General features: G+C 69.4%; 19 protein-coding genes and 1 tRNA gene. 10 read left to right on the top strand and 10 right to left on the bottom strand.

Annotation, left to right across the window (positions count from 1 at the left end; all coding sequences use genetic code 11):
- Window positions 1-94: 94 nt before the first annotated feature.
- Window positions 95-2,044 carry a VanW family protein gene (locus ABLG96_RS18485; RefSeq protein ID WP_353648783.1) on the top strand — a complete coding sequence of 650 codons (1,950 nt, stop codon included), beginning with the start codon at window positions 95-97 and terminating at the stop codon, window positions 2,042-2,044.
- Between the two features lie 206 nt (window positions 2,045-2,250).
- Window positions 2,251-2,326, top strand: a tRNA-Thr gene (locus tag ABLG96_RS18480).
- Between the two features lie 85 nt (window positions 2,327-2,411).
- Here the strand turns inward: ABLG96_RS18480 and ABLG96_RS18475 are convergent.
- Window positions 2,412-3,653 (bottom strand): DUF4032 domain-containing protein, encoded by a 1,242-nt coding sequence (locus tag ABLG96_RS18475; RefSeq protein WP_353651582.1) that lies wholly within the window; start codon window positions 3,651-3,653, stop codon window positions 2,412-2,414.
- 362 nt (window positions 3,654-4,015) lie between these two features.
- Here ABLG96_RS18475 and ABLG96_RS18470 point away from each other — a divergent pair, with 362 nt between their 5' ends.
- Window positions 4,016-5,458, top strand: a complete 1,443-nt coding sequence (locus ABLG96_RS18470) for an amidase (RefSeq protein WP_353648782.1) — start codon at window positions 4,016-4,018, stop codon at window positions 5,456-5,458.
- A gap of 33 nt (window positions 5,459-5,491) precedes the next feature.
- On the opposite strand, the gene ABLG96_RS18465 is transcribed toward ABLG96_RS18470, so the two are convergent.
- Window positions 5,492-5,887, bottom strand: coding sequence for a VOC family protein (locus ABLG96_RS18465; protein WP_353648781.1), 396 nt, complete (start codon window positions 5,885-5,887; stop codon window positions 5,492-5,494).
- Between the two features lie 102 nt (window positions 5,888-5,989).
- Between ABLG96_RS18465 and ABLG96_RS18460 the strand changes: the two genes are divergently transcribed.
- Complete coding sequence (locus ABLG96_RS18460) at window positions 5,990-6,979, top strand: WYL domain-containing protein (RefSeq protein ID WP_353648780.1); 990 nt, start codon at window positions 5,990-5,992, stop codon at window positions 6,977-6,979.
- Window positions 6,980-7,178: 199 nt separating this feature from the next.
- Window positions 7,179-7,982 (top strand): alpha/beta hydrolase, encoded by an 804-nt coding sequence (locus tag ABLG96_RS18455; RefSeq protein ID WP_353648779.1) that lies wholly within the window; start codon window positions 7,179-7,181, stop codon window positions 7,980-7,982.
- A gap of 94 nt (window positions 7,983-8,076) precedes the next feature.
- On the opposite strand, the gene ABLG96_RS18450 is transcribed toward ABLG96_RS18455, so the two are convergent.
- The gene (locus ABLG96_RS18450) at window positions 8,077-8,445 is read right to left on the bottom strand and encodes a DNA polymerase ligase N-terminal domain-containing protein (protein WP_353648778.1); all 369 of its coding nucleotides are present in this window, start codon (window positions 8,443-8,445) and stop codon (window positions 8,077-8,079) included.
- A gap of 343 nt (window positions 8,446-8,788) precedes the next feature.
- On the opposite strand from ABLG96_RS18450, the gene ABLG96_RS18445 reads away from it, so the two are divergent.
- Window positions 8,789-9,091: a DUF3263 domain-containing protein gene (locus ABLG96_RS18445; RefSeq protein WP_353648777.1), complete on the top strand. Its 303-nt coding sequence runs from the start codon at window positions 8,789-8,791 to the stop codon at window positions 9,089-9,091.
- Window positions 9,092-9,139: 48 nt separating this feature from the next.
- A complete protein-coding gene (locus ABLG96_RS18440) occupies window positions 9,140-10,711 on the top strand; it encodes an ATP-dependent DNA ligase (protein ID WP_353648776.1) in 1,572 nt (523 codons plus the stop codon).
- Between the two features lie 17 nt (window positions 10,712-10,728).
- On the opposite strand, the gene ABLG96_RS18435 is transcribed toward ABLG96_RS18440, so the two are convergent.
- The 3 genes from ABLG96_RS18435 to ABLG96_RS18425 are packed head-to-tail and all read right to left on the bottom strand — an operon-like array spanning window position 10,729 to window position 13,555.
- Window positions 10,729-11,778 (bottom strand): S66 peptidase family protein, encoded by a 1,050-nt coding sequence (locus tag ABLG96_RS18435; RefSeq protein ID WP_353648775.1) that lies wholly within the window; start codon window positions 11,776-11,778, stop codon window positions 10,729-10,731.
- A 53-nt stretch (window positions 11,779-11,831) separates the two neighbouring features.
- On the bottom strand, window positions 11,832-12,785 hold the full coding sequence (locus ABLG96_RS18430) for a phosphatidylcholine/phosphatidylserine synthase (protein WP_353648774.1): 954 nt from the start codon (window positions 12,783-12,785) through the stop codon (window positions 11,832-11,834).
- Window positions 12,785-13,555 carry a phosphatidylserine decarboxylase gene (locus ABLG96_RS18425; RefSeq protein WP_353651581.1) on the bottom strand — a complete coding sequence of 257 codons (771 nt, stop codon included), beginning with the start codon at window positions 13,553-13,555 and terminating at the stop codon, window positions 12,785-12,787. The genes ABLG96_RS18430 and ABLG96_RS18425 overlap by 1 nt, the downstream gene beginning before the upstream one ends.
- A gap of 134 nt (window positions 13,556-13,689) precedes the next feature.
- Here ABLG96_RS18425 and rfbC point away from each other — a divergent pair, with 134 nt between their 5' ends.
- Window positions 13,690-14,259, top strand: a complete 570-nt coding sequence (rfbC, locus tag ABLG96_RS18420) for a dTDP-4-dehydrorhamnose 3,5-epimerase (protein WP_353648773.1) — start codon at window positions 13,690-13,692, stop codon at window positions 14,257-14,259.
- Window positions 14,260-14,411: 152 nt separating this feature from the next.
- On the opposite strand, the gene ABLG96_RS18415 is transcribed toward rfbC, so the two are convergent.
- From ABLG96_RS18415 to ABLG96_RS18400, 4 genes are read right to left on the bottom strand one after another with little or no spacing between them, the layout of a single operon-like run.
- On the bottom strand, window positions 14,412-15,221 hold the full coding sequence (locus ABLG96_RS18415) for an HAD family hydrolase (RefSeq protein ID WP_353648772.1): 810 nt from the start codon (window positions 15,219-15,221) through the stop codon (window positions 14,412-14,414).
- A complete protein-coding gene (locus ABLG96_RS18410) occupies window positions 15,218-17,746 on the bottom strand; it encodes a phosphoribosyltransferase domain-containing protein (protein WP_353648771.1) in 2,529 nt (842 codons plus the stop codon). The genes ABLG96_RS18415 and ABLG96_RS18410 overlap by 4 nt, the downstream gene beginning before the upstream one ends.
- A complete protein-coding gene (locus ABLG96_RS18405; protein WP_353648770.1) occupies window positions 17,743-18,945 on the bottom strand; it encodes an HpcH/HpaI aldolase/citrate lyase family protein in 1,203 nt (400 codons plus the stop codon). Before ABLG96_RS18405 ends, ABLG96_RS18410 begins: the two co-directional genes overlap by 4 nt.
- Before the next feature lies 1 nt (window position 18,946).
- Entirely contained in the window at window positions 18,947-20,218 is a 1,272-nt protein-coding gene (locus tag ABLG96_RS18400; protein ID WP_353648769.1) for a hypothetical protein, read from the bottom strand.
- A gap of 249 nt (window positions 20,219-20,467) precedes the next feature.
- Between ABLG96_RS18400 and ABLG96_RS18395 the strand changes: the two genes are divergently transcribed.
- Together ABLG96_RS18395 and ABLG96_RS18390 are read left to right on the top strand one after the other, a co-directional pair.
- Complete coding sequence (locus ABLG96_RS18395) at window positions 20,468-21,043, top strand: TerD family protein (RefSeq protein ID WP_353648768.1); 576 nt, start codon at window positions 20,468-20,470, stop codon at window positions 21,041-21,043.
- Window positions 21,044-21,236: 193 nt separating this feature from the next.
- Window positions 21,237-22,442, top strand: coding sequence for a DUF475 domain-containing protein (locus ABLG96_RS18390; protein ID WP_353648767.1), 1,206 nt, complete (start codon window positions 21,237-21,239; stop codon window positions 22,440-22,442).
- Window positions 22,443-22,447 lie beyond the last annotated feature (5 nt).

Here is a 22,447-nt window from a genome sequence, read left to right as displayed (position 1 = left end):
CCATGATGGTGCGTGGGTGCCCGCTCGATGCGTCGAGGCGTGCCCGGTGGGGTCGATCGTGTCGGCCCTCCAGCAACGACCCGAAGGGTGAGGTGTGGGTTCCGACCAGCCGTCCGGATCCGGGTTCGGTCGCAGCAGCGACGACCCGACGACCGTGATCCCTGTTTTCTCCGAGCCCCACACCGACCCGCACGCACCCGCGCAGGAGCGCCGCTCCCGTGGCCTGCTGTTCGGGTGGCTCGCCGTCGCAGTGGTCGTGATTGCAGTGGTCGGCTTCTACCTCATCGACGTCGCCCACACGAGTGGTGAGATCGAGCGCAACACCCAGATCGCCGGCATTGAGGTCGGCGGACGCACTCCGGACGATGCGCGGGCACTGCTGCGTCAGGAACTGCAGGCCGAGTACACGGCGGCGGTGACCGTCGACGTCCATGGCACGGACGTCCGGCTTCCGCCGGCCGAGGCGGGACTCGCCCCGGACATCGACGAGGCCATCGCTGCCGCGGGGACCAGCTCGGCCTCGCCGCTTGCCCGGTTCACCTCGTTCTTCCAGTCCACGTCCGTGCCGGTCAAGGTTTCCGTGGACAAGACCGCCCTCCGGAAGTGGGTCACCGCTCAGGCTGCGAAGACCGACATCGACGCCGTCGAAGGGTCGGTCACGCTCTCCGGGGCGACGGTCAAATCCATCCCACCCGTGACGGGGCGGTCCCTCGACATCGACGCCTCAGTGCGCGACATCAGCGCTGCCTGGACCAGGGGCGGCCCCGAAACCGTTGCCTCCTTGAAGCTTCCGGTGACCGAGCGCAAGGTCCGGGCCACGGCGAAGGAGACCACCGCGGCGGTCGCGACAGCCAAGCGGATCCTGTCCGGCCCGGTGGAGGTGGAGGCTGCCGACGTCCGCGCGCAGCTCACCCCTGCCGAGATCGCCCAACACGTGACGATCAAACCCGCCGGCACCGGGTTCTCCGTGTCTGTCGACGTCGCCGCTCTGCGCGCGCCGCTGACCGCCCGGATCGAGGCCACCCAGACTACGCCGCAGGATGCCGTCATCTCGTTGATCGACGGACAGCCGAACATCACCGAGGCCGTCACCGGTCGCAAGGTGGTCTGGGACTCCAGCGAGCGGGCCCTCCGGGCGACCCTGGACGCTTCCGGTACCCGGGTCTGGAAGGTGGTCTACACCGCAACCGACGCCGACCTCACCACCCAGGAGGCCAAAGAACTCGGCATCAAGGAAGAGATCAGCACCTTCACCACCAACGACTTCGCCTATGCGTCGGGGCAGAACATCAAGGTGCTGGCCGAGAAGATGAACGGTGTCATCATCCAGCCGGGAGAAACGTTCTCGCTCAACGACTTCACCGGCCCGCGCGGCACCGAGCAGGGGTACATCGAGTCCGGGATCATCGAGAACGGGCGTCCCGGCAAGGCCATCGGCGGGGGATTGAGTCAGTTCACCACGACGTTCTACAACGCCACCTACTTCGCCGGTCTGCAGCAGATCGAGCACCAGGCGCACTCGTACTGGATCAGCCGCTACCCGGCCGGTCGGGAGGCGACGATCTTCATCCCCGACATCGACTTCGTCTTCAAGAACGACTACCCGACTGCGGTCCTGGTGAAGACCATCTGGACGGAGTCGTCGATCACGGTGACGTTGTTCGGGACGAAGCAGGTGGAGGTCGAGTCGGTGGCGAGCGATCGCTATGACATCACGCCACCGCCCACGACGACGATCCCCTACGGCGAGAGTTGCAATGACTCCGACGGCACGTCGGGTTTCTCCATCGACGACACCAGGATCATCCGCGACCTGGCCGGCAAGGAGCTCAAGCGGGAGAAGCAGACCACTGTCTACAACGGCCAGTTCCAGGTGATCTGCGAGCCGCCCCCGCCGGCCCCGACCACGCCCGAGTCCAGCGAGCCCGTGTCCAGCGTGCCCGTGTCCAGCGTGCCCGTGTCCAGCGGGCCCGTGGCTCCGTCCTCCGGGCCGGCGCCCGGCCCCGGCGCCACCGTTCCGACGGTCCCGCCGAGCAACAACTGAACTGCGGGTTACTGAGGCCCGACCGGCGGCACGTGAGCGAACGTCATCTGGTGACCAGGCGACGTGGCGACGAGCCCCGGGGTCGATCCGCTCACGTTCGGCGCCCACGCTCGACCGTGAGCGGCTGGCTGTCACGTGAGCGAACGCCACAGGGGGACCAGCGCCCGTGCGCACTCGGTTAGGCTGGTCGCGCCGGATTCCGGCAGGCCACCATGGCGCAATCGGTAGCGCAGTGCTCTTGTAAAGCAAAGGTTAGGGGTTCAAGTCCCCTTGGTGGCTCCACGTCTGACCTGCACGAATGTGCTGAAGCTCGCTCCATGACGCCCGTAACAACGGTGCCGGAACGCGACGGGATTCGCCGACGAGCTCAGTCCGGGGCTTCGTCCACCGAGCCGACGCCCATCAGGGCGGTGTCCAGCATGGACTCCTCGTGCGGACGGAAGGGCAGCACGGTCTGCATGTAGGAGCGAGCAGCGTCGTCCATCGAGACCTCGCGGCCGGCGGCCTCGGACAGGAACCAGCGGTGCTCCAGCACCTCGTGGAAGATCTCCGCCGGTTCCAGGGTGTCCCGCAGCTCTCGTGGGACGGCCTCGATGACGGGCTCGAAGACGTCCATCAGCCAGTGTTCGGCGACGGTGAACTCGTCGATGTCGTTGCCGGGCATCACCGCCTGGCTGCGATAGGTGTCCAGGTCGTTGAGGATGCGCCGGGCCTGGTTCTCCTGGACCGACAGGCCGGTCAGCTCGGCGAGCCGACGACGATGATGCCCGGCCTCCACCACCTGGGTGCGCAACAGCGGGCCCGCGTCGGACTCGTCGACCTGGATCTCGCCGACGTCGTAGCCGAGTTCGTTGAGGCGACGCATCTTCCGCTCGATCTGCCACCATTCGCCGGCGCCGAGCTGTTGTGGTGCGGTGAGCTCGTGCCAGAGCCGCTCGTACCGGTCGACAACGGACAGCGCGGTCTCCAGCGGGTCCACCGACTCGGGCAGCAGGCCGGACATCTGCAGGTCGAGCAGCTCACCGGCCAGGTTGGTCTCGGCGATGTCGAGATCGCCCTGCCGTTGACCGTCGGACAGCGATTCGCGGATCGACCCGGTCTCGGCGTCGACCAGGTAGGCGGCGAGCGCTCCGGCATCGCGGCGGAAGAGGGTGTTGGACAGCGAGCAGTCGCCCCAGGCGAAGCCGACCAGGTGCAACCGGACGAGAAGTTCCGCCAGCGCGTCCAACAGCTTCGGCTCCAGGTCCGGGTCGAGCCGCCGGGAGAACAGGGCGCGGTAGGGCAGCGAGAACCGCAGGTGCTTGGTGACGAGCGCGGCATCGAGCGGTTCGCCCTCGGGGGTGGTGCGCGAGGCGACCACGCCGACCGCCTCGACCACCGGGATGCCGGTGCGAGCCAGCGTGCGCAGCAGGTCGTACTCCCGCTCGGCGAGATCGGCGGAGATCTCCTTGATGGCGTAGACCAAACCGCCGATGCGCGCGAAGCGCACGATGTGCCGCGAGATCCCGCGCGGCAGACTGACCAGGACGTCCTTGGGCCAGTCCTGCAATGCCGTCGACCACGGGAGGGTCAACAGGTCCGTCGGGTCGGGTCCCGCGGTGAATTGCATCCGCACCCGGTCAGCGTCCCACAGTGGGGCTTGCCGGAAGCTCTTCTACGGGCGCGAGTGGTGGTGTGCCGGGTCCCGCCCGGCGGGCCCCGCGCGTTCGCAGGCTCACGAGCGGGGTCCCGCCCATGCCCGAGCCACTCCCTGACCCGGCACACCACCCCTCGCGGTCACCGCCGTCGAGACACCGGGACCACCGGAATCGCCGGCGGTTGAGCGAACTGCCCAGCCGAGCGCCAACGAGGTGGAGAGGGTCGGAGGAGTCGAGATCGTGCCGATGATCGAGCGAGGAACGAGTCGAGATCCCCTCCTTTGTCACACAGTGCCCAACTCCTCTGATGCCCGAGTGGGGCAGGCTGGAGCCCATGGACCAGCCCGACGCGAGTGCCGAGGTTCCGCTGCACGAGTGGACGGCCACCGCGCTGGTGGCCGCGCTGCGCAGCAAGGAGATCTCGGCCCGCGAGGTGCTCGCGGCGCACCTGGAGCGGATCGAACAGACGAACCCGCGGGTGAACGCGATCGTCACCCTGGTCGCCGATCGCGCGATGGCACAGGCGACCGCTGCGGACGAGGCTGCCGCCCACGGTGAGTGGCTGGGTCCGCTGCACGGGATCCCGATGGCGCACAAGGACAATCACCTGACGGCCGGGATCCGCACCACCTTCGGTTCGCAAGCGCGCGCGGATTTCGTGCCGGACACGGACGACCTGGTGATCGAACGGCTCAAGGCTGCCGGGGTCGTCACGCTGGGCAAGACGAACGTCCCGGAGTTCGTCGCCGGTGGGCACACCTTCAACCGGGTCTTCGGGATCACCCGCAATCCCTACGACCTGTCGGTGACGGCCGGCGGATCGTCCGGTGGGGCCGCCGCCGCACTCGCAGCGGGCATGCATCCGCTGGCCGACGGCAACGATTTCGGCGGCTCGCTGCGACTGCCGGCGAGTTACTGCAACGTGATCGGACTGCGGCCGTCGGCGGGTCGGGTGCCGGTCCATCCGGCTGCGGACGGATATGCGGGATTCAGCGTGCAGGGCCCGATGGCCCGCACCGTGGACGATCTGGCGCTGCTGTTGTCGGTGATGGCCGGTCCGGATCCTCGGTCGCCGATATCGTTGGAGCGCACTGGATCCGAGTTCGCTGTGGTGCCATCGAGCGGATTGCAGGGCAAGCGGATCGCCTTCTCGGTCGACCTCGGAGGCGCGGTCGAGGTGGAGCCGGAGATCGCCGACATCGTCCGGCGCGCAGCGGCTTCCGCGGCGCGCGCCGGTGCGGAGATCCAGGAGATCAGCCCCGACTTCTCCGGCGCGGACGAGTGCTTCCGAACCCTTCGGGCCTGGCAGTTCGAAGCGACCCTCGGCACGTTCCTGGACGAGCATCGCAGCCAGGTAAGAGAGAGCCTGTACGCGAACATGCTCGCCGGCCGGGAGCTGACGGGGGCACAGGTCGGTGCGGCGGCCATCCACCGGACCGCGCTGTTCCATCGGATGCGGACGTTCCTCGACCGCGAAGGCGGATACGACGCGCTCATCCTGCCGGTGACGCCGCTGGCGGCCTTCGATGCCGAGATCGAGTATCCGGAAGTGGTTGCGGGACAACAGCAGCCCGACTACCTGGGTTGGATGCAGGCAGTCTGCGCGGTGACCGTCACCGGACATCCGTCCATCTCGATGCCGGCCGGTTTCACCGCGGCGGGAACGCCGATCGGAGTGCAGTTCGTCGGCCGGCACCGCGCGGAGGACGAGCTGCTCGGCCTGGCCAAGGGATTCGAGGCAGTCACCGGGTACGGGCGGCAGCGGCCCGTGCTGTGAGCGTCGGAACCGCCGGTCGAAGCGCATGACATCTCAGGCGTGGGCGGCCGCCCAGTGCGGGCTTTGGATCAGACCGATCAGGTTGCCGAACGGGTCGACCACCGATGCGGAGATGAATCCGCCACCGCGCGGCGTCACCGGGTCGTGGGCAGTGGCGCCGAGTTCCAGGAGTCGGTCGAAGGAGGCCTTGATGTCGTCGACGTGCATCGAGACGAGCGCCCCGCCCGGTTCGGCGAGGACGGGCCGGAACGTGGAGTGCATGAGCGCGAACTCGTCCTCGTCGTCGCCGAAACGCCATTCCGCGTACTGCGGATCACCCTGTTCGGGTCGGACGAAGTAGGGGGCGGCGCCGAGCACCGAGGAGTACCAGGCGATCGCGGCCGGGATGTCGTCGGTGACGAGGTTGAGGTTGGCGAGTCCACGGAACATGGGGTTCTCCTTCGAATGATTCTCGCGGTCGATCCGCGGTAGTTCCCATGGTGCTCGTTGAAGTGATCACCAAATGATCGCTTCTACGGCCAGAATCAGCGGATGCGCGCAGACAGGTTGATCCGGGTGCTGCTGATGCTGCAGTCGCGACCCGCCATCACCGCGGCAGCCCTGGCGGCAGAGCTCGAGGTCTCCGTGCCCACTGCCCGCCGAGATCTGGAGGCGTTGATGAGCGCCGGGGTTCCGGTGTATCCCCAGCGAGGTCGGGGCGGTGGCTGGGCGTTGGTGGGCGGCGCACGAACCGACCTCACCGGCTTGACCGAGCCCGAAGCGCAGGCGCTGTTCGCCCTGTTCGGCGAGCTGGGCGGCTCTCCGGGAGAGGTCTCGTCGGCGGTGTCCAAGCTGTTGCAGGCTCTGCCGGCCACCTTCCGCGCCGGCGCCGAGCGTGCGGCGGCAGCTCAGGTGGTCGGGCCCCGCTGGGGACGGGACGACCGGACGCCGCCGGCGGTCCCGGTCCTGCGATCGGCCATCGTCCGCCGGCGACTCGTGCGCTGGCGCTCCGGAGACCCACCGGTCTCCACGCCTGCCGTGGTGCCGCTCGTGGTCGCCCGGCGGGGTGAGCAGTGGTACCTGCTCGCGGCGCCCGCCGGCGCCGACGGTGTGGCGGACGTCGCCCGGGCCAGGATGCATCGCGTGCAGGGGATGGCGGATCTGGTGGGTACGCAGGAACCCGGTGGTTGGCCGGCCGACTTCGACGCCAGGGCGAGCTGGGCGGTCGCGGTCGACGAGGTGGAGTCGCTGCGGAACGCGGTGCGAGCCGAGGTGCTGGTTGCAGCGCGGGCCGTCGGGCCGATGACCGACGTGCTGGGCGATCGAGCCGTCCAACGGGCGGTCGGTCCGCCCGAGCCCGACGGGCGGGTCCGATTGACGGTCACTGCCCATCGCGTCGATGCGCTGGCCGAGCAGTTGGCCGGGTGGAGCGCGGTCGCGGAGGTGACGGGTCCGCCTGAGGTCAGAACAGCGCTGGCGGAGCTGGGCCGCCGACTCCTGACTGCCTACGGACCCGTTGCGGCGCCGGAGGCCTCCGAATGACGGTCGTGATCGCCGTGGGGCGATCGGATCGGGGCATCGCATGTCGAGCACCAAGCCATCGTCCGACCCGGGCAGCGGACTCAGCCGACGAACGCTGCTGGGGTCCGCGCTGGTCGCGCCGGTGCTGGCTGCGTGCGGCGCGGCGTCCGGCTCGGGGGCGACGGTGAGCAATCGGTCTGCGGCGGGTACAGCTGGAAGCATGAACACTGCGTCTGCCCGGCCCGGCGACCCGATCCGGATCCCGTACGGTTCCGACCCCTCGCAGTTCGGCGAGTTGCACCTGCCCACCGGCACCCGCAGGCCCGGCACCGCGGTCGTCATCCACGGGGGGTTCTGGCGCGCGGCCTACGGGCTCGACCTGGGCACGCCGCTGGCGGCCGACCTCGCCGCGCGTGGCTGGGTGGCCTGGAACCTGGAGTACCGCAGGGTGGGTGACGGGGGCGGGTGGAGCGCCACCTTCGACGACATCGCCGCCGGGATCGACGCGTTGGCCGGTATCGCGTCCTCGGGCGCGCACGGTGCGCTCGACCTTGCGCGGGTGGTGGCGATCGGACACTCGGCAGGTGGCCACCTGGCCACCTGGGCGGCGGCTCGTCCGGCACTGGGATCAGGTTCGCCGATGGACTTCGCCGCTGGTTCCGTCGCGCTGACCGGGGTCGTCTCGCAGGCCGGCGTGCTCGACCTGGAGAAGGCCGTCCGGGGCGGCGTCGGCGGGACCGCGGTCCAGGACCTGCTCGGCGGCGAGCCCGGCGACGTGGCCGACCGGTACCGGATCGCGGACCCCACCCGGCAGCTGCCGCTGGGCATTCCGGTGCACTGCGTGCACGGTGATCAGGACGGCAACGTCCCGCTCGACCAGAGCGTCGACTACGTCGCGGCCGCTACCGCCGCCGGGGACACCGCAGTGCTGCACGAGATCCAGGGAGACCACTTCGCCCTCATCGACGTCGGGTCGCCGGCTTGGACAACCGTCGTCGAGCTGCTGCCGTCGTTGCTGGGTTGATCCGGTCGGTACGCCTCTCGTGCGCACAGCCGCGTGCGCACATCGGAGGGAGCGGAGCTCGGGTCCGCGCCGATCCGGGCGTCCTGGGCGGGGTTCATCCCTCCGGCTGCTCCTTGGTCCGGTGCAGCAGCCAATCGCGTCCGGTGTCGATGAGCGCGTAGCGCACGACCTCCCGCTCACCGTGCAACTCGAACACGAAGCGCCGGTCGGTGCGGTCGAGCAGCTGCCACCATCCGTGGTCGGCGATGTCCTTGTCGGCGTCGGTGTACGTCGCGTGCTCGAGGTCGTGGTCGCCGACCGCGACGGCGAGTCGATCGTGCTGGTGATCCACCGGAAGGCCTCTGGGCACCGCCCACGACCGCAGCGCCCCGTTCTCCTCCAGTCGGAGGTCGAAATGCGGGCGCGGCTTGCGGTGACGGTGGAGTACGAAAACCGGACGCACCGGGGGAAGTTGCTCGGTCACGGAGTCGCTCCCTTTCGGTGCCGTCGCGCCCTTTCGGTGCCGTCGCGCCAGAAGATGGCGCCGGCCCGTCGTCCAGTCCTGGACAGCGTGCCATCAGTCGGCAGATGCGGGCCCCGGCAGTCCCATCCGACTCAGGATTCCCACCAGTCACACGGTCCCTCGCCTGCGCAGATGCCCGGACGCGCCGGTCTGCGACACTCCGGGACGGGTGGACGGGATGGGCCGATCGTGATGGGATCGTGGAACGAATGACACGGCTGTGATTCCCTGTGCGGGAGTCCGGTCGTGCCTGTAGACGGGCCGCCGGATGGTGGCAGCGATATCGAGAGGCCAGGGCACACGGATGACGAGTCCTTCTGCAGCATCACCCGCAGCGGAGGACTCCTCCGGCGGCCTGTCCCGGCGAGACCGCGACATCCTGCAGTTCGAGCGCCAGTGGTGGCAGTATGCCGGCGCGAAGGAACAGGCCGTCAAGGACATGTTCGGGCTGTCACCGACGCGTTACTACCAGGTCCTCAACGCGATCATCGACAATCCTGATGCGCTGGCCCACGATCCGCTGCTGGTCCGTCGTCTTCGCCGGATGCGCAAGTCGCGCCAGCAGGCCCGTTCCATGCGGCGCCTGGGGATCGATCCCGAAGCCTGACCGGCTCCACGGCCCCCGTTGTCGGTGGCCCCTGCCAGGATCGACCGCATGACGCACCCCGACGTTCGCGGCCGGCAACTGCTGGTCGCCGAGCTGGTGCGCGTCCTGGACGCCGTCACCGTGACCCGTTCCCGGACCGCGAAGATCGCCGCCATCGCGGAGCTGCTCGCGGTCTGCGCGATCGACGAGCTCCCGGTGCTCATCGGGCTGTTGCTCGGAAAGCCGCGCCAGGGCCGACTCGGTATCGGCTATCGCTCGCTGCAGTCCGCCATGCCCGAGCCCGCCGCCGCCCCGAGCCTGGCGCTGATCGATGTGGACGCCGCCTTCACCGCGCTGTCGGCCACGGTCGGGACCGGGTCGGGGTCCACCACCCGGCGCGCTCAGATCCTGGGAGAGCTGCTGGCCAGGGCCCCGGCCGTCGAGCAGGAGCTGATCACCCGGGTGATCGTCGGCGAGGTGCGGACGGGCGCTCTGCAGGGATTGGTCACCGATGCGGTGGCCCGTGCGTTCGAGGCGCCGGTCGCGCAGGTCCGGCGGGCAGCGATGCTCAGCGGCCACCTGGCCGTGGTGGCGATCGCAGCTGCTCACGGCGATCCCCTGGACACGATCGGACTGGTGCCGGGGGTTCCGGTGCTCCCGATGCTCGCTGCTTCGGCGCCCAGCGCTGCGGCAGCGGTGGAGCAGATCGGTGGGGCAGTGGTCGAGTACAAACTTGACGGCGCGCGCTTGCAGGTGCATCGGGTGGCCGGCGTGGTCAGCGCCTGGACCCGCAGCCTGGCGGACGTCACCGAGCGGGTCCCGGAGCTGGTCGAGTTGGTGTCGACGTTCCCCGGCGGCGATCTCATCCTGGACGGGGAGACTCTCACCCTCGACGAATCCGGCGCGCCCCGTCCGTTCGCGGACACCATGAGTCGCTTCGGTGCTCGAGCGGCCCGGGAGGCCTCCCTGCAGGTGCAGTTCTTCGATGTCCTGCACGCGGGCGGACGCGACCTGATCGACGAGCCGTTGCGCGAGCGGCGTGCGGTGCTGGAGCAGATCGCCGGCGCGGCCGTGGTGCGCTCGGTGCCGACCACAGATCCGGAGGCGGCCGAGCAGACGTTCCGCGAGGCCATCGCCGCCGGGCACGAAGGGGTGATCGTCAAGTCGATCGACGCACCCTACGCGGCCGGCCGGCGTGGCTCCGACTGGATCAAGGTGAAGCCCGTGCACACCTACGACCTGGTGGTGCTGGCCGCCGAGTGGGGCTACGGCCGACGCTCCGGCTGGCTCTCGAACCTGCATCTGGGCGCCCGCGATCCGGACGGGCGATTTGGCGAGCCGGGTGGATTCGTCATGCTGGGCAAGACGTTCAAGGGATTGACCGACGAGATCCTCCGCTGGCAGACCGAGTACTTCCCGCAGATCGAGACCCGGCGCACCGCCGGCACCGTCTTCATCGAGCCGACCACCGTGGTGGAGATCGCGATCGATGGCGTCCAGCGCAGTTCCCGCTATCCGGGCGGTGTCGCGCTGCGGTTCGCGCGGGTCAAGCGCTACCGCGTCGGTGACGAGGGGAAGCCGGCGGCGGAGGCCGACACCATCGACACCCTGCGCGCGTTGTTGCCGGAGCCGCCCGACTGAACGACACCTCCGGGGGCTCAGCGGTAGTCGGCCCAGATCTCCTGCCGAGCACCGTCCACCGTCATCGTCCCGCCGTGGGGCAGCACCCACTGCGGACGGGTGTGACCGAACGGCACCCCGACGCAGACGACCGCCTCCGGGTGGTAGCGGCCGATGATGTCCACCGCGACGTCGCGTTGCTCTGCGCGATGCGCCGCGCGCTCCGCAGAGGATCGCACCACCTCGAAACTCGATGTCGGTGGACGTGCGACCACTACGGCGCCGACAGCAGCCAGCAGCCCACGTTCGCCCAACGACCGCAGGATCCAGCCGAACTCCCGGGCCGCGATCAACTCCTCGCTCGTCTCCAGGAGCAGCACGCCGCCGGCCAGCACCGCCGGATCCGGGGGGAAACGGCCCGCGGTGAGGATCCACTGCAGCACCTCGATGCAGCCGCCCCAGGTTCGTCCGGTGACGGAGCGGGTCGGGCCGGCCCAGGTCCAGGGCTCGGTGAGCTCCCGATCGCCGAACTCGGTGAGCGCAGCGGGATCGGCCCAGTCCTTGCCGATGTCCTCCGATTCCCCTGGATCGGCGATCTGGAGTCGCTCGCCGGTCAGCAGCGCTGCCCGCAGCGACGCCTCGTGGCACGGGTCCAGCCCAGGGCCGGGGCCGAGCTGGACCTGGGTGGAACCCCCGTAGAAGCCTGCTATCCCGTTGCCCCACAACCAGTTCAGGATGTTCGTGTTGTCGCTGTAGCCGATGAACGGCTTGGGATCTGCCCGCACCAGGGCAGCGTCGAGGTGTGGGACGACGGTGATCTGGTCCTCCCCGCCGATCGTCGACAGCACCGCTCGGATGGACGGGTCGGCGAACGCCGCATTGAGGTCCGCAGCCCGGTCCCGGGCACTCGCACCCACCTGGCGGGTGGTCGGGTACTCGATCGGGACGAGGCCGAAGACTTCCTCGAGGCGCCGCATCGCCTGCTCGTGCACCGCCGGTGCGACGCCGGGAGCGGCGAAGGACGGCGACACGACGGCGATCCGATCGCCGGGGCGGACGGTGGGAACCGGCAAAAACTCTGGGGCCATCGCCCCACTCCATCAGATCTCGCGGTCGTCGGCGCGGCAGTTCCCGAGAGTGTTCAGCGCAAGCGCCGACGTCCCAGCGGCCGCGGGCGGTCCGGCTGGTCGGCCACCGGTCGGGGCCGGGCGGCGCGGGGCAGCGGCCGCCCGTCGCGGTAGCGGCCGGCCACGCGCACCTTGCCCGGGATCCGCGGCCGCATGCGATTGTTGCGACGAGCTCGTGCCCGGGCGCGGCGACGTGTGGGGTCCTCGAACAGTTCGGGGTGTTCCCGCAGGTGGCGCCGTTTCCAGGCGGCGTACGGCAGGTGCGCCACGTAGACGAACAACCCGAGCGCGAACATGATCTGCGGCTCGTAGAACGCCGCCGTTACGGCGATCACCAGCAGGATCAGCGAGGGAAGGATCAACCTTGCCGGGATGAAGACGTTCTTCAGCGCGATCGACGGCACCTTCGACACCATGAGGATCCCTATCAGCACCAGCCAGATCCCGATCACCCACGAGTTGGTCCACCAGAAATCACCCTCGGGTCGATCCGGATGGCCGAGGCGGACGTCCAGGCTCAGCGGTTGCAGCGCGAGCAGCGCGCCGGCCGGTGACGGGATTCCGGTGAAGAACAGCTTGGACCAGGCCGGCGGAGCTTCGTCGTCCAACGCCGAGTTGAACCGCGCCAGACGCAGCGTCGTGCACACGGCGTAGACCAGACAGAACGCCCAGCCCAGCGGATTGTCGTCCAGCGCCCACAGGAACATCACCAAGGCCGGCGCGATCCCGAAGCTCACACAGTCCGACAGGGAATCCAGTTCGGCGCCGATCCGGCTGGAGGCATCCAGCAACCGGGCAGCAGGTCCGTCCAGCGAATCCAGCACCGCCGCGGTGGCGATCATGACGACGGCCAGGAACCATCGCTCGCGGAGGGCGAAATTGACCGATGTGAGCCCGGCGCACAGCGCGAGCACCGTGATCGCGTTCGGCAGGAACTTGATCCCGGGCGGCGCCGCCAGGGCTCTCATCACGTGGGCGTGCCGTCCAACACGGCGAGCAGCGTCTCGCCGCCGATGGTGCGCTGGCCCGGGCGGACGACGATCTCGGTGCCGACCGGCAGGTAGACGTCCACCCGTGAGCCGAACCGGATCAGGCCGTAGGTGCTGCCGAGGTGGGCCGCTGCGCCCGGTTTCAGGTCGCAGACGATGCGCCTGGCCAGCAGGCCGGCGATCTGGGTGACCACCACCTCCCCGGCCGGCGCCGCGATCAGCATGCTGTTGCGTTCGTTGTCCTCGGAGGCCTTGTCCAGATCCGCCGAGAGGAACGTGCCGGGCCGGTAGGCGATCTTGGTGACGACACCTTCCACCGGGACCCGCTGGACGTGCACGTCCAGCAGCGACAGGAACACCGACACCCGCGGCCGCGGGCCCGGCTCGAGGCCGAGCTCGATCGGCGGGACGGCCTCGTCGACCAGGGCGATGAGTCCGTCAGCGGCGGCCACGACGGCGTTGCGAGTGGCGGGAGCCACCCTGGCCGGAGCACGGAAGAACAGCGCGGTCGCGGCGGTGCCGGCCAGACCGAATCGGCCGACCACCCCGCCTGTCCGACGCAGTCCGACCCGGCGCAGCAGGGTGCGCGTCAGCAGGGTGATGCCGGCGGCACCGAGCACCAGCGGCCGACCGCCACGATGGATCGGCGGGATCGCCTGACGGACGAGGTCGAGCACGTGTCCGAGTGAGGTGCCGGTGGTCGGGTCGGTCGCAGCAGGGCCGGTGGGCGAGGTGTCGGGTCTGGCCATCGGGGTGCGGGGCTGTCCTTCGTGGTGGGTGACGGGGAAGCGCGTGCTCGAGGCGGCCGAGATGCAGCCGAGCAGGCTCGAACGACTCACACGGTAGTCGACGGGCTCCGGCGGGGTCATGGGATGATGGCCGGGTGAGCGATCCGCGGCCCTTTCCGCACCTCGTAGACCTCCGGATCAGCGACACCGCCATCGACGGTGTGCACCTGATCACCCAGAAGCAGATCACCGACGGTCGCGGCACGATCCGGGAGTTCTTCCGGATGTCGACCTACTCCGGGATGCTGCCGGCCGGCCGGACCTGGGAGCAGATCAACGTCACCCGGACCCATCGGGGGGCGATCCGCGGGCTGCACGGCGAGGCGATGGTCAAGCTGATCGCCTGCATCTCCGGGGAGGCGTTCGGCGTCTACCTCGATGCCCGCGATGACTCACCCACCCGTGGCACGGTGCTGCAGGTACCGCTGCGCCCCGGTACCCAGGTGCTGGTGCCGGCCGGGGTCTGCAACGCCTTCCAGGCCACGTCGGGCGACGGTTGCGAGTACCTCTACTGCTTCACCAGTGAGTGGACGCCCGGGATGGTCGGCGTCGCCTACTCGCCGCTGGATCCCGGTCTCGGAGTCGAGTGGCCGATCCCGGTCGACGTCACCGACACCGACCAGGTCTCCGCCAAGGATGCCGCCGCGGCACCGTTCTTCGGCTGACGGCCGAGACCGGCGGAATGACGACGGGATCTCGACTCGTTCCTCGCTCGATCACCGACAATTTCCGTTGGTCGAGCGACCATGCGGTGACCGTCATTTTCCGTTGGTCGAGCAAGCGAGGGACGAGCGCGTCGAGACCCTGTCGGGCAGGGTCAGGAGACGCCCAACTCCGCGGCGTACCAGCGGACCATCTCCTCGCCGGCCAGGATGCCGCTCGAGTCGGTGAGGGTGACGCCGGGGTGTTGCCAGCCCTGCTCCCACAGCTCACCGTGCCGGGGCCGGATGGCGGCGTCGGCCATCTCCAGGACGTCGGCGTCGAGCGCTCCATCGCCGGCCGCGAGCAGCCGACAAGTGCCCGCCAGCTCCCGAACACGCTGCACCGCAGCGGATTTCTTCAGGTGCACCGGCAGCGTGTAGACCTTGCGGCCCTGCACCGAGATCCGCCATTCGCGGGCCGCGCACCACTCTGCGAGTTCGTCGATGAAGCCGTCCGGGTAGCCGTCCGCCCGTTCGCAGACCAGGTAGTAGAACAACTCGTCCGCCGATCGCACCGATCGCACCCAGCCCTGCTCGGTGAGCGGCATCAACCGGCCCAGGATCTCCGCCCCGTCGGCGGCCGCAGCGATGTCGCGACGCACCTGGGCCGTCCATCGGATGTCGGGTCGACCGTCGATGAGGATCGTCCCGCCGTTGCTGGTGACTGCGTACCGCCCGGGCGGTCGGGGGAGGGAGATCCGCCGGTACTGCTTGACGGTCCGGGTGGTCGCCGGAACCAGGACGTCGGCCGGCAACCGCCAGATCAGTTGCGCCGCAGCGAGAGTCAGGAACGACAGCGGCTTGCCCTCGTGGAACTCCGCGGTGACCAGCGTGGGGGCATCGGCGTCCGGCACCCGCACGTCCATGGCTGAGTTCGAGTAGATCAGCGTGCGGTCGAGGTCGGTCACCACCATCGTGTCGCTCATGTACTTCCGATCGGTCGGATCAGCCCCATGCAGGCATAGGGCAGATCGGGGACGTGTTCGACCGGGACGGCTCTGTCTGCGGCCAGCAGGCGGATGTGCAGGTGATCGGGTGAATCCGGCTCGCGGACGAGCACCTTCCACGGCACCCGGCGCAGCAGCACCCGGGTCGTCTCGCCGACTCCAGGCTTCACCAGGTTGACCGACGGCAGACCGTATCGCTGCCGGACCTGTTCGACGGCGGCCATCCCGGCGAAGCTGGGCGTCCGGTCCGAGGCCTGCAGTTCGGCCAGGGCAGACGGCACCCGTGCTGCGATGTCGTCGAAATGCGCGGAAACGGTGTCGACAAAGGTGTTCGACAGATCGACCTCGGCGAGATCGGCGTAGAACTTCGCGCCGTGGAACTGCTGGGGCGAAGTGAGGTCCGGGTTCAGCACGGTCCTGGACACCAGCCCGGACACCGTCGAGTTCAGGCAGGCAGAAGCGATGAGGAAGTCATCGCGGGTGCCGTGCAACGGCGTGCACGAACCGGGATCCGCGAGCACCGCGATCGTCGGGTCGAAGCGCGCCCCGGTCTCAGCGCGGAAGGATTCCAGCGCCTGGGCGAGCTCCACGGTGATCGCGCCCTTGCCGGTCCACCCGTCGACGAACACCACGGTGGACGGATCGTGGTGCCGGGCCAGGTGTTCCAGGGCCACCGGATCGATCCCCCGGTCACGGACGATCGACACCGAGTAGTGGGGGAGTGTGAGCCCACGCCTCGCTGCCCACCGACGCATGAGCACGCCGACGGGCGTCCCGGCCCTGGCCAGCGACACCAGGGTCAGCTCTTCACCGCGTTCGGCGATCACCAGTTCGGTCAGGGCAGCCACTGCCAGGGCCAGCCGGTCGGCCGAGGTCTGCAGCATCCGGTGGAACAGCTCGGTGTACTCCGGGCCCGGCTGATATTCGACGGGCAGTGATTCGGCGTAGTGCTCGGCACCGGACTGCACCCGCTGCTCCCGCTCGCCGACGGCGCCCTCCAGGTCGGCCGCGCTCAGATCGGTCAACAGCCAGCTGACCTCATCGCCGCGATAGCTGCCGAAGGTCGGGCCGGTCAGTGCCGGCGGCCACGGACGATCGGCGGGCAATCGGGCCACCAGGTACGGGATCTGCAGGGTTGCAACAGCTCTCACCGCATCGGCCGGAGCGTCGTCACAGATCAGGACGATCGCATCGGCCTCCTCGGTCCAGCCGTCGGCGACCGGCCAGTCTGCGTTGTAGAGGAAACGGGCCGCCTCACCGTCGTCGGCGCTGCCGCCCGGCCGATCACCGAACCGCAGTCGTCGACGGATCGGGTAGCCGGCGGTGTGTTCGGCATGGACAGGCGAGCGGGTGGTGGACTGGAAACGCACGTCGTGGTCTTTCGCCAGCTGCCCGGCGATGAGCAACGGCAGGTAGAGAAACTCTTCGGTGCCGATCACCAGGATCCTGCGGGCAGCTGCCGGGAGCGCGGCCCGCAGGCGTGCTGCCGCCTGAGCCGCGGCCCGATGTCGGGCGGGCAGACTGCCGCCCGCGGTCCCGAAGCGTCCGCCCTGCCGCAGACCTTCCGGCCAGTCGAGGGTCAGGTCGGCGATGGGGGCGGTCGGTGCCAGGTCGGTCGCCTCCACCGTCTCGATCGGCGGCACCTCGGGGGTGATGGCATGCAGGGCCGCGATGTGGGCTGCTGCTCGGACCGCGAGATCGGCGGGAATGGCGGCTGTCGCGGCGACCAGGCTGACCACGTCAACCCGGAGGCCCTGCTCGTCCGCCCACTGCTGCAGGGCATCCCGATCGGCGTCGGAACGCAGGTCCACCAACGTCGCGACGACGTAGTGGGACCGGCCGGGGAACTGCGCGTGCAGCTGCCCGATGGTGGCGCGCGCGGTGTGACCGGTACTGAGCTCGTCGTCCACGAGCACCAGCGGATCGCCGCCGGCGAGGCGGTGCGAGGGCCACGGCGTCAGCAGGTGGGTCGTGGCGTGGCTGTGGCCCTCCTCGAAAGTGCCAGCCGTGGGCACGAGTTCGCTCGGGCGTCGGGTCGAGTGCAGCGAGAACCTGGATCCGAGCGCTTCGGCGACCGTGCTGCCGAGCGCCGTGGCTGTCTCGGCGAACCCGATCACCACCGGCCCGTCCGCACCCCGCCAGGAGGTGACGGTCGGTGCGTCGGAAGGCACTGCAGCACAGGGAATCTCACGGACCAGTGCGGACGGGTCGATGTCCGACAGGGCGACGACGGCGGCAGCAGCCCACCGGTCCGGCACCGGACGGTCGTGCAGCAGGGCATCGACGAGTCCGCCGAGCAGACGACCACAGCCGAGTGCGATGTCCGGATGGACACCCACATGCTTGCCGAGCACCTTCGACACCCACAGGTGTGCGCGCCTGGGGTTGTGCCGCAGGGCCAGCGAGATCAGGTCGGACACGTCCAGATCGACCGGCGACGACCGGGTGACGAGCTCGATCTGCGGTAGCCCGGGGGTCGGCACCGAGTTCGTGTGCAGCGTCACACGGACTCCACGGCGGCCAGCAGTCGCGGCACGGTCACACCGGGTGCGAGGACCCCGAACACCTCGGCGCGCAGCATGATCCGCTCCGCCCACCGGCGGTGCGGCCGGAACTCGTTCATCTTGTTGCGGTACTGGGAGGCGGCAACCCCACCGGACGATCCGCCTTGTGCCACAGCGGATCCGGTCTGCAGCGCCGACGGAGTTGCGGCTGCCAGCACGGCCTGGGCATCGACGTACTCCTCGTGCGAGACGGTCGACATCGCGTGCACCACGGGCACGTGGGTCGGATGGATGACGGTTTTGCCGGTGAGGCCGTTCGAGCGGTCGAGCACGATCTCCCGGATCAACCCGTCGAGATCCTCCTTGAGCAACCGGTCGCGGAGTTTTCCGGCGCGCAGCAGTTCGAACGGGCTGGCGCGCAGGCGCGGCTTCATCAGCCGGTCCTGCGACCGGAAGTACTCCCAGACCGGTCCGGAGATGACGTGTCCGGTGCCGTCCATCCGGCCGAAGTGGTTGACCAGGTCGCCGATCAGGTCCGCGACGATCTGCACCTCGTAGATCGACAGGTCGCGATCGCGGCGGATCCCGTACAGGCCGCACAGGTCGGTGGCGCCGAGCCGCAGGCACAGGATCTGGTCCCGATTTCTCGTCAGGATGTCCCGGAGTTCCTGCAGCGCAGGCTCTCTGGTCTCCCGGTACAGCAGGTCGGGGGTCTCCAGCACGGGCATCAGGAACATTCGCGAGCCGCTGCGCTGTGCTGCTTCGGCAGTCGCGTCCAGGTAGGCGACGGCGTTGGCAGGGGTGAACTTGGGGGCGACGAACCCGGTCAGTGCCTCGCCGTACTTGCCGAGGTGCTCGGTGATCTGTGGGATTTGCTCGGGGACCCGGGTGCGGACGAAGAGCAGCGCGCCGGCCCGCCGGGCGGACAGCCGGGCGATGGCCCGGACCGTGTTGTCCTCGGCCTGCGCGAGGTCGTCGTCCCGGACGGCGTCCTCGAGGTCGATCACCATCGACCGCACGCCGGCCGCGACCCGACGCTCGATCACCTCGGCCAGATCGTCCCGCGTTCCCGGTACGTAGAGGGTCGCGCCGAGCGCGTGCGCCAACACCTGGTGGGAGGAGTCGCGGTCGAACTCAGCGGGCGCGCGATGGAACAGCTCCCCCGAGGCGGCAGCGGGAAGCTGGGAGAAGTGCCGCACGTCATCGACCTCCGGGTCCGGCGCCGCCCTGACGGGCGCTCTGTCGCACTCGTTCCACGACGTCCCTGACGAAGTCGTGTACCGCGTCCAGTTCCCGGACGAGCGCCCAGTAATCGGGATGCACACCCTGCAGGGCGGCGACGGCGCGATCGACCCGGGCGGTCTGGGCGTCCAGCACCGACCCCCACTCGCCGGCCAGCCCGCGATCGACGACCAGGCGCTGGGCGTCCCGGATCGAGAAGCGGACCTTGGCCTCCGCCTGGCCGGGATCGTCGCGGATCGCCCGCAGGCGCTCCAACCGGTGCGTGACGTCGTCGATCAGCCCGTCCACCTGGTGCGCGAGCCGGCGGGCCGCGTCGATGGCGTCGTGCGCGGACTCGGGGTCACCGTCGCCGATCGCCCGCTCGGCGTCCGTCAGCGTGCTGCGGGCCTCGGTCAGCAGGTGCTCGGCGCGGTGGTGGTGTTGCGCGAGATCCGCGGACGAGGCCTGGTTGAACTCCCGCCACAACGCCGACTGGGCGACCGGAAGCCGCTCGAGTCGGGTGTCCAGAGCCTGCAGCCGGGTGCGGACGGACGGCACTGCCGACCGCGCCCGCTCGGCCAGTCGGGGGGCGTCGTCCAGAGCGGCGCTCAGACGTTCCGCCGCTTCGGTCACCGCCAGCGCAGCGGTCTGCTGGGCCCGCGGATGGGTGGCGGCTTCGAGCGTCGCGAGCGCAGCGGTCAGTGCGTCCAGTGACCCGGTGACGGTGCGCAGGTCCAGCAGGGCGGGGTTCGCGCTGCCGACCTCGCCGGCCTGTTCCACGACCTTGTTCGCTGCCCGGCGGGCCGCGGCGATCTGGCTGGGGACTGCGGCGGCCGCCCTGGCCGCCGCGTCGATCCGCTCCCGATGGGCCCGGTAGAAGGAGTCGACCGCGGTCGAGGCGTCCGCCATCGCCCGGTGCGCGTCGAGGAAGGCGCGGCGGGCGGCGCCGACGTCCAGCACGCGGTTGTCCCGGCCCATCGAGTCGACCAGCGGGAACTTCGCCGTCGCGTCCAGGTAGGCGGCCGAGGCGGCGAAGCACTTCTCGGTGATCGTCCGCCACTGGCGCTGCAGGTCGTCGGTGGACATCGGGTCGGCGAACTCCCTGGCCGTCCGCAACGCATCGTCGACGTACCCCTGACGCGTGTCGAGGTCCAGCAGCGCCTGCGCGGCGCCGTCGATCGCCGACCGGGCAGCATCCAGGTCGGCACCGCTTCCTCGGCTGGTCCCGCCGCCGAACCATGCGCTCGTCATCACGACCGATCGTAGTTCGCTCCCGCACCGGAGGAAGAGGCGAGCGGTGCACCTCGGGGGTGGGACCAGGGACATTCCCTGATGGCACTCGGCGCGGCGACGGTACGCTCGCAGGTAGCTGAGCACAGTGCGTGCTCGAGCCGACAGGCGCGGCGGCCGGGGGATTCCCGGCGGCATCGTCGCTGGATCCGGCAGCCGCCGGACCGAGCAGTCGACACGATGAACCACCGACGAGAGGATTTGGCAGACATGGGTGTGAGCCTGAGCAAGGGCGGCAACGTCTCGCTGACCAAGGAAGCCCCGAACCTGACGGCCGTGCTGGTGGGTCTCGGATGGGACGTCCGGACGACCACCGGGGTCGACTTCGACCTCGATGCCTCGGCCCTGGTGCTGGGCGAGGACAAGAAGGTGCTGTCCGACAAGCACTTCATCTTCTTCAACAACCTGAAGTCCCCGGACGGCTCCGTCGAACACACCGGTGACAACCTCACCGGTGAGGGCGACGGCGACGACGAAGCCATCAAGGTGGATCTGCAGGCAGCACCGGCCGAGATCTCCTCGATCGTCTTCCCCGTCTCGATCTACGAGGCGGACGCCCGTTCGCAGTCGTTCGGTCAGGTGCGCAACGCCTTCATCCGCGTCGTCGACCAGGCCAACGGCACCGAACTGGCCCGCTACGACCTCTCCGAGGACGCCTCCACCGAGACCGCCATGGTCTTCGGTGAGCTGTACCGCTCCGGCGTCGAGTGGAAGTTCCGGGCCGTCGGTCAGGGTTACGCCTCTGGCCTTTCGGGCATCGCGCGGGATTTCGGCGTCAACGTCTGACGCACGTCACTGCAGCTGCACCGGCCGACGCGCCCTGTTCGGGAACCAATCCCGAACAGGGCGCGTTTGCTCTTGTGGAATCATTGCGCGCCGTTCCATCCGGTCGCCGTTCCTCCCTGCCGGGCGACGTTGTCCGGCACTCAGACCCTCGTGCGCACTGTGCGCACCCCGACCTGAACTCAGAGGCAACTTCGTGACCATGCGGATCTTCTTCTGGTCCTTCCTGCTGTCGATCGTGGCGCTCGTCGTCGCGTTCGTCTACGGCGGCTGGACCGCTCTGGCCCTCTGTCTGATCCTCGGCATCCTCGAGGTCTCGCTGTCCTTCGACAACGCAGTGATCAACGCGACCGTGCTGGAGCGGATGAGTGAGTTCTGGCAGAAGATCTTCCTCACCGTCGGCATCGTCATCGCGGTCTTCGGCATGCGACTGCTGCTGCCGCTGCTCATCGTCTATGTAGCGGCGGGTCTCAACCCGGTGCGGGCCTTCGACCTGGCGATGAACCCGCCCGCGGACGGCGCCGCGTACTTCGCCGACGGATCACCGTCGTACGAGACGCTGCTCACCGGTGCGCACCCGATCATCGCGTCGTTCGGCGGGATGTTCCTGCTGATGCTGTTCCTGAGCTACATCTTCGAGGAGCGCGAGATCACCTGGCTGTCCTGGCTGGAGAAGCCGCTGGCCAGGATCGGCAAGCTCGACATGCTCAGCGTCGTCATCGCCGGCGCACTGCTGGTGATCCTCACCGAGACGCTGATCACCACGGACAAGATGATTGCCGGCGAGCTGGTCACGGCGGGCGAGGAACGCAACACCGTCCTGGTCGCCGGCATCCTCGGCATGGTGCTGTTCATCGCGGTCAACGGGCTCGGGCAACTCTTCGAGTCCTCCGGTGAGGACGACGAGGAGGCCACCACCCGGGAAGCGGCCGACGAGGTCGCGGTTGCGGGCGGGGCCACCACCGTCACCAAGAAGTCCGGCCGCCCGTCGAAGTTGGTCAAGGCCACCGGCAAGGCCGGGTTCTTCCTGTTCCTGTACCTCGAGGTCCTGGACGCGTCGTTCTCCTTCGACGGTGTCATCGGCGCGTTCGCCATCACCTCCGACCCGATCATCATCGCGCTCGGCCTGGGCATCATCGGCGCCCTGTTCGTGCGTTCGTTGACGATCTTCCTGGTGCGCAAGGGGACCCTGTCCGAGTACGTGTTCCTCGAGCACGGTGCGCACTGGGCGATCTTCGCTCTGGCCGTCATCCTGCTGATCTCGGTCGGCGGGCTGCACGTACCCGAGGTGATCACCGGTCTGGTGGGTGTCGCGTTCATCGGTGCAGCGCTGCTGTCGTCCTTGGCGCGCAATCGCAGGTTGCGGGCGCAGGGCGTCGAACCGAGTCAGGTCCACGCCTGACGCCA

Origin of the sequence: Nakamurella sp. A5-74, assembly GCF_040438885.1 — a bacterium.
In the GTDB taxonomy this organism is placed as follows: domain Bacteria; phylum Actinomycetota; class Actinomycetes; order Mycobacteriales; family Nakamurellaceae; genus Nakamurella.
Note: the sequence above shows the minus strand (reverse complement) of the source record. Positions and strands in the feature narration are given on the sequence as shown.

Bases quoted from the DNA above. Each gene is read 5' to 3' on its own strand.
- ABLG96_RS18475 (WP_353651582.1), bottom strand. From the start codon at position 3,653: ATGCAATTCACCGCGGGACCCGACCCGACGGACCTGTTGACCCTCCCG.
- ABLG96_RS18470 (WP_353648782.1), top strand. From the start codon at position 4,016: ATGGACCAGCCCGACGCGAGTGCCGAGGTTCCGCTGCACGAGTGGACG.
- ABLG96_RS18465 (WP_353648781.1), bottom strand. From the start codon at position 5,887: ATGTTCCGTGGACTCGCCAACCTCAACCTCGTCACCGACGACATCCCG.
- ABLG96_RS18460 (WP_353648780.1), top strand. From the start codon at position 5,990: ATGCGCGCAGACAGGTTGATCCGGGTGCTGCTGATGCTGCAGTCGCGA.
- ABLG96_RS18455 (WP_353648779.1), top strand. From the start codon at position 7,179: ATGAACACTGCGTCTGCCCGGCCCGGCGACCCGATCCGGATCCCGTAC.
- ABLG96_RS18445 (WP_353648777.1), top strand. From the start codon at position 8,789: ATGACGAGTCCTTCTGCAGCATCACCCGCAGCGGAGGACTCCTCCGGC.
- ABLG96_RS18440 (WP_353648776.1), top strand. From the start codon at position 9,140: ATGACGCACCCCGACGTTCGCGGCCGGCAACTGCTGGTCGCCGAGCTG.
- ABLG96_RS18435 (WP_353648775.1), bottom strand. From the start codon at position 11,778: ATGGCCCCAGAGTTTTTGCCGGTTCCCACCGTCCGCCCCGGCGATCGG.
- ABLG96_RS18430 (WP_353648774.1), bottom strand. From the start codon at position 12,785: ATGAGAGCCCTGGCGGCGCCGCCCGGGATCAAGTTCCTGCCGAACGCG.
- ABLG96_RS18425 (WP_353651581.1), bottom strand. From the start codon at position 13,555: ATGGCCAGACCCGACACCTCGCCCACCGGCCCTGCTGCGACCGACCCG.
- ABLG96_RS18415 (WP_353648772.1), bottom strand. From the start codon at position 15,221: ATGAGCGACACGATGGTGGTGACCGACCTCGACCGCACGCTGATCTAC.
- ABLG96_RS18400 (WP_353648769.1), bottom strand. From the start codon at position 20,218: ATGACGAGCGCATGGTTCGGCGGCGGGACCAGCCGAGGAAGCGGTGCC.
- ABLG96_RS18395 (WP_353648768.1), top strand. From the start codon at position 20,468: ATGGGTGTGAGCCTGAGCAAGGGCGGCAACGTCTCGCTGACCAAGGAA.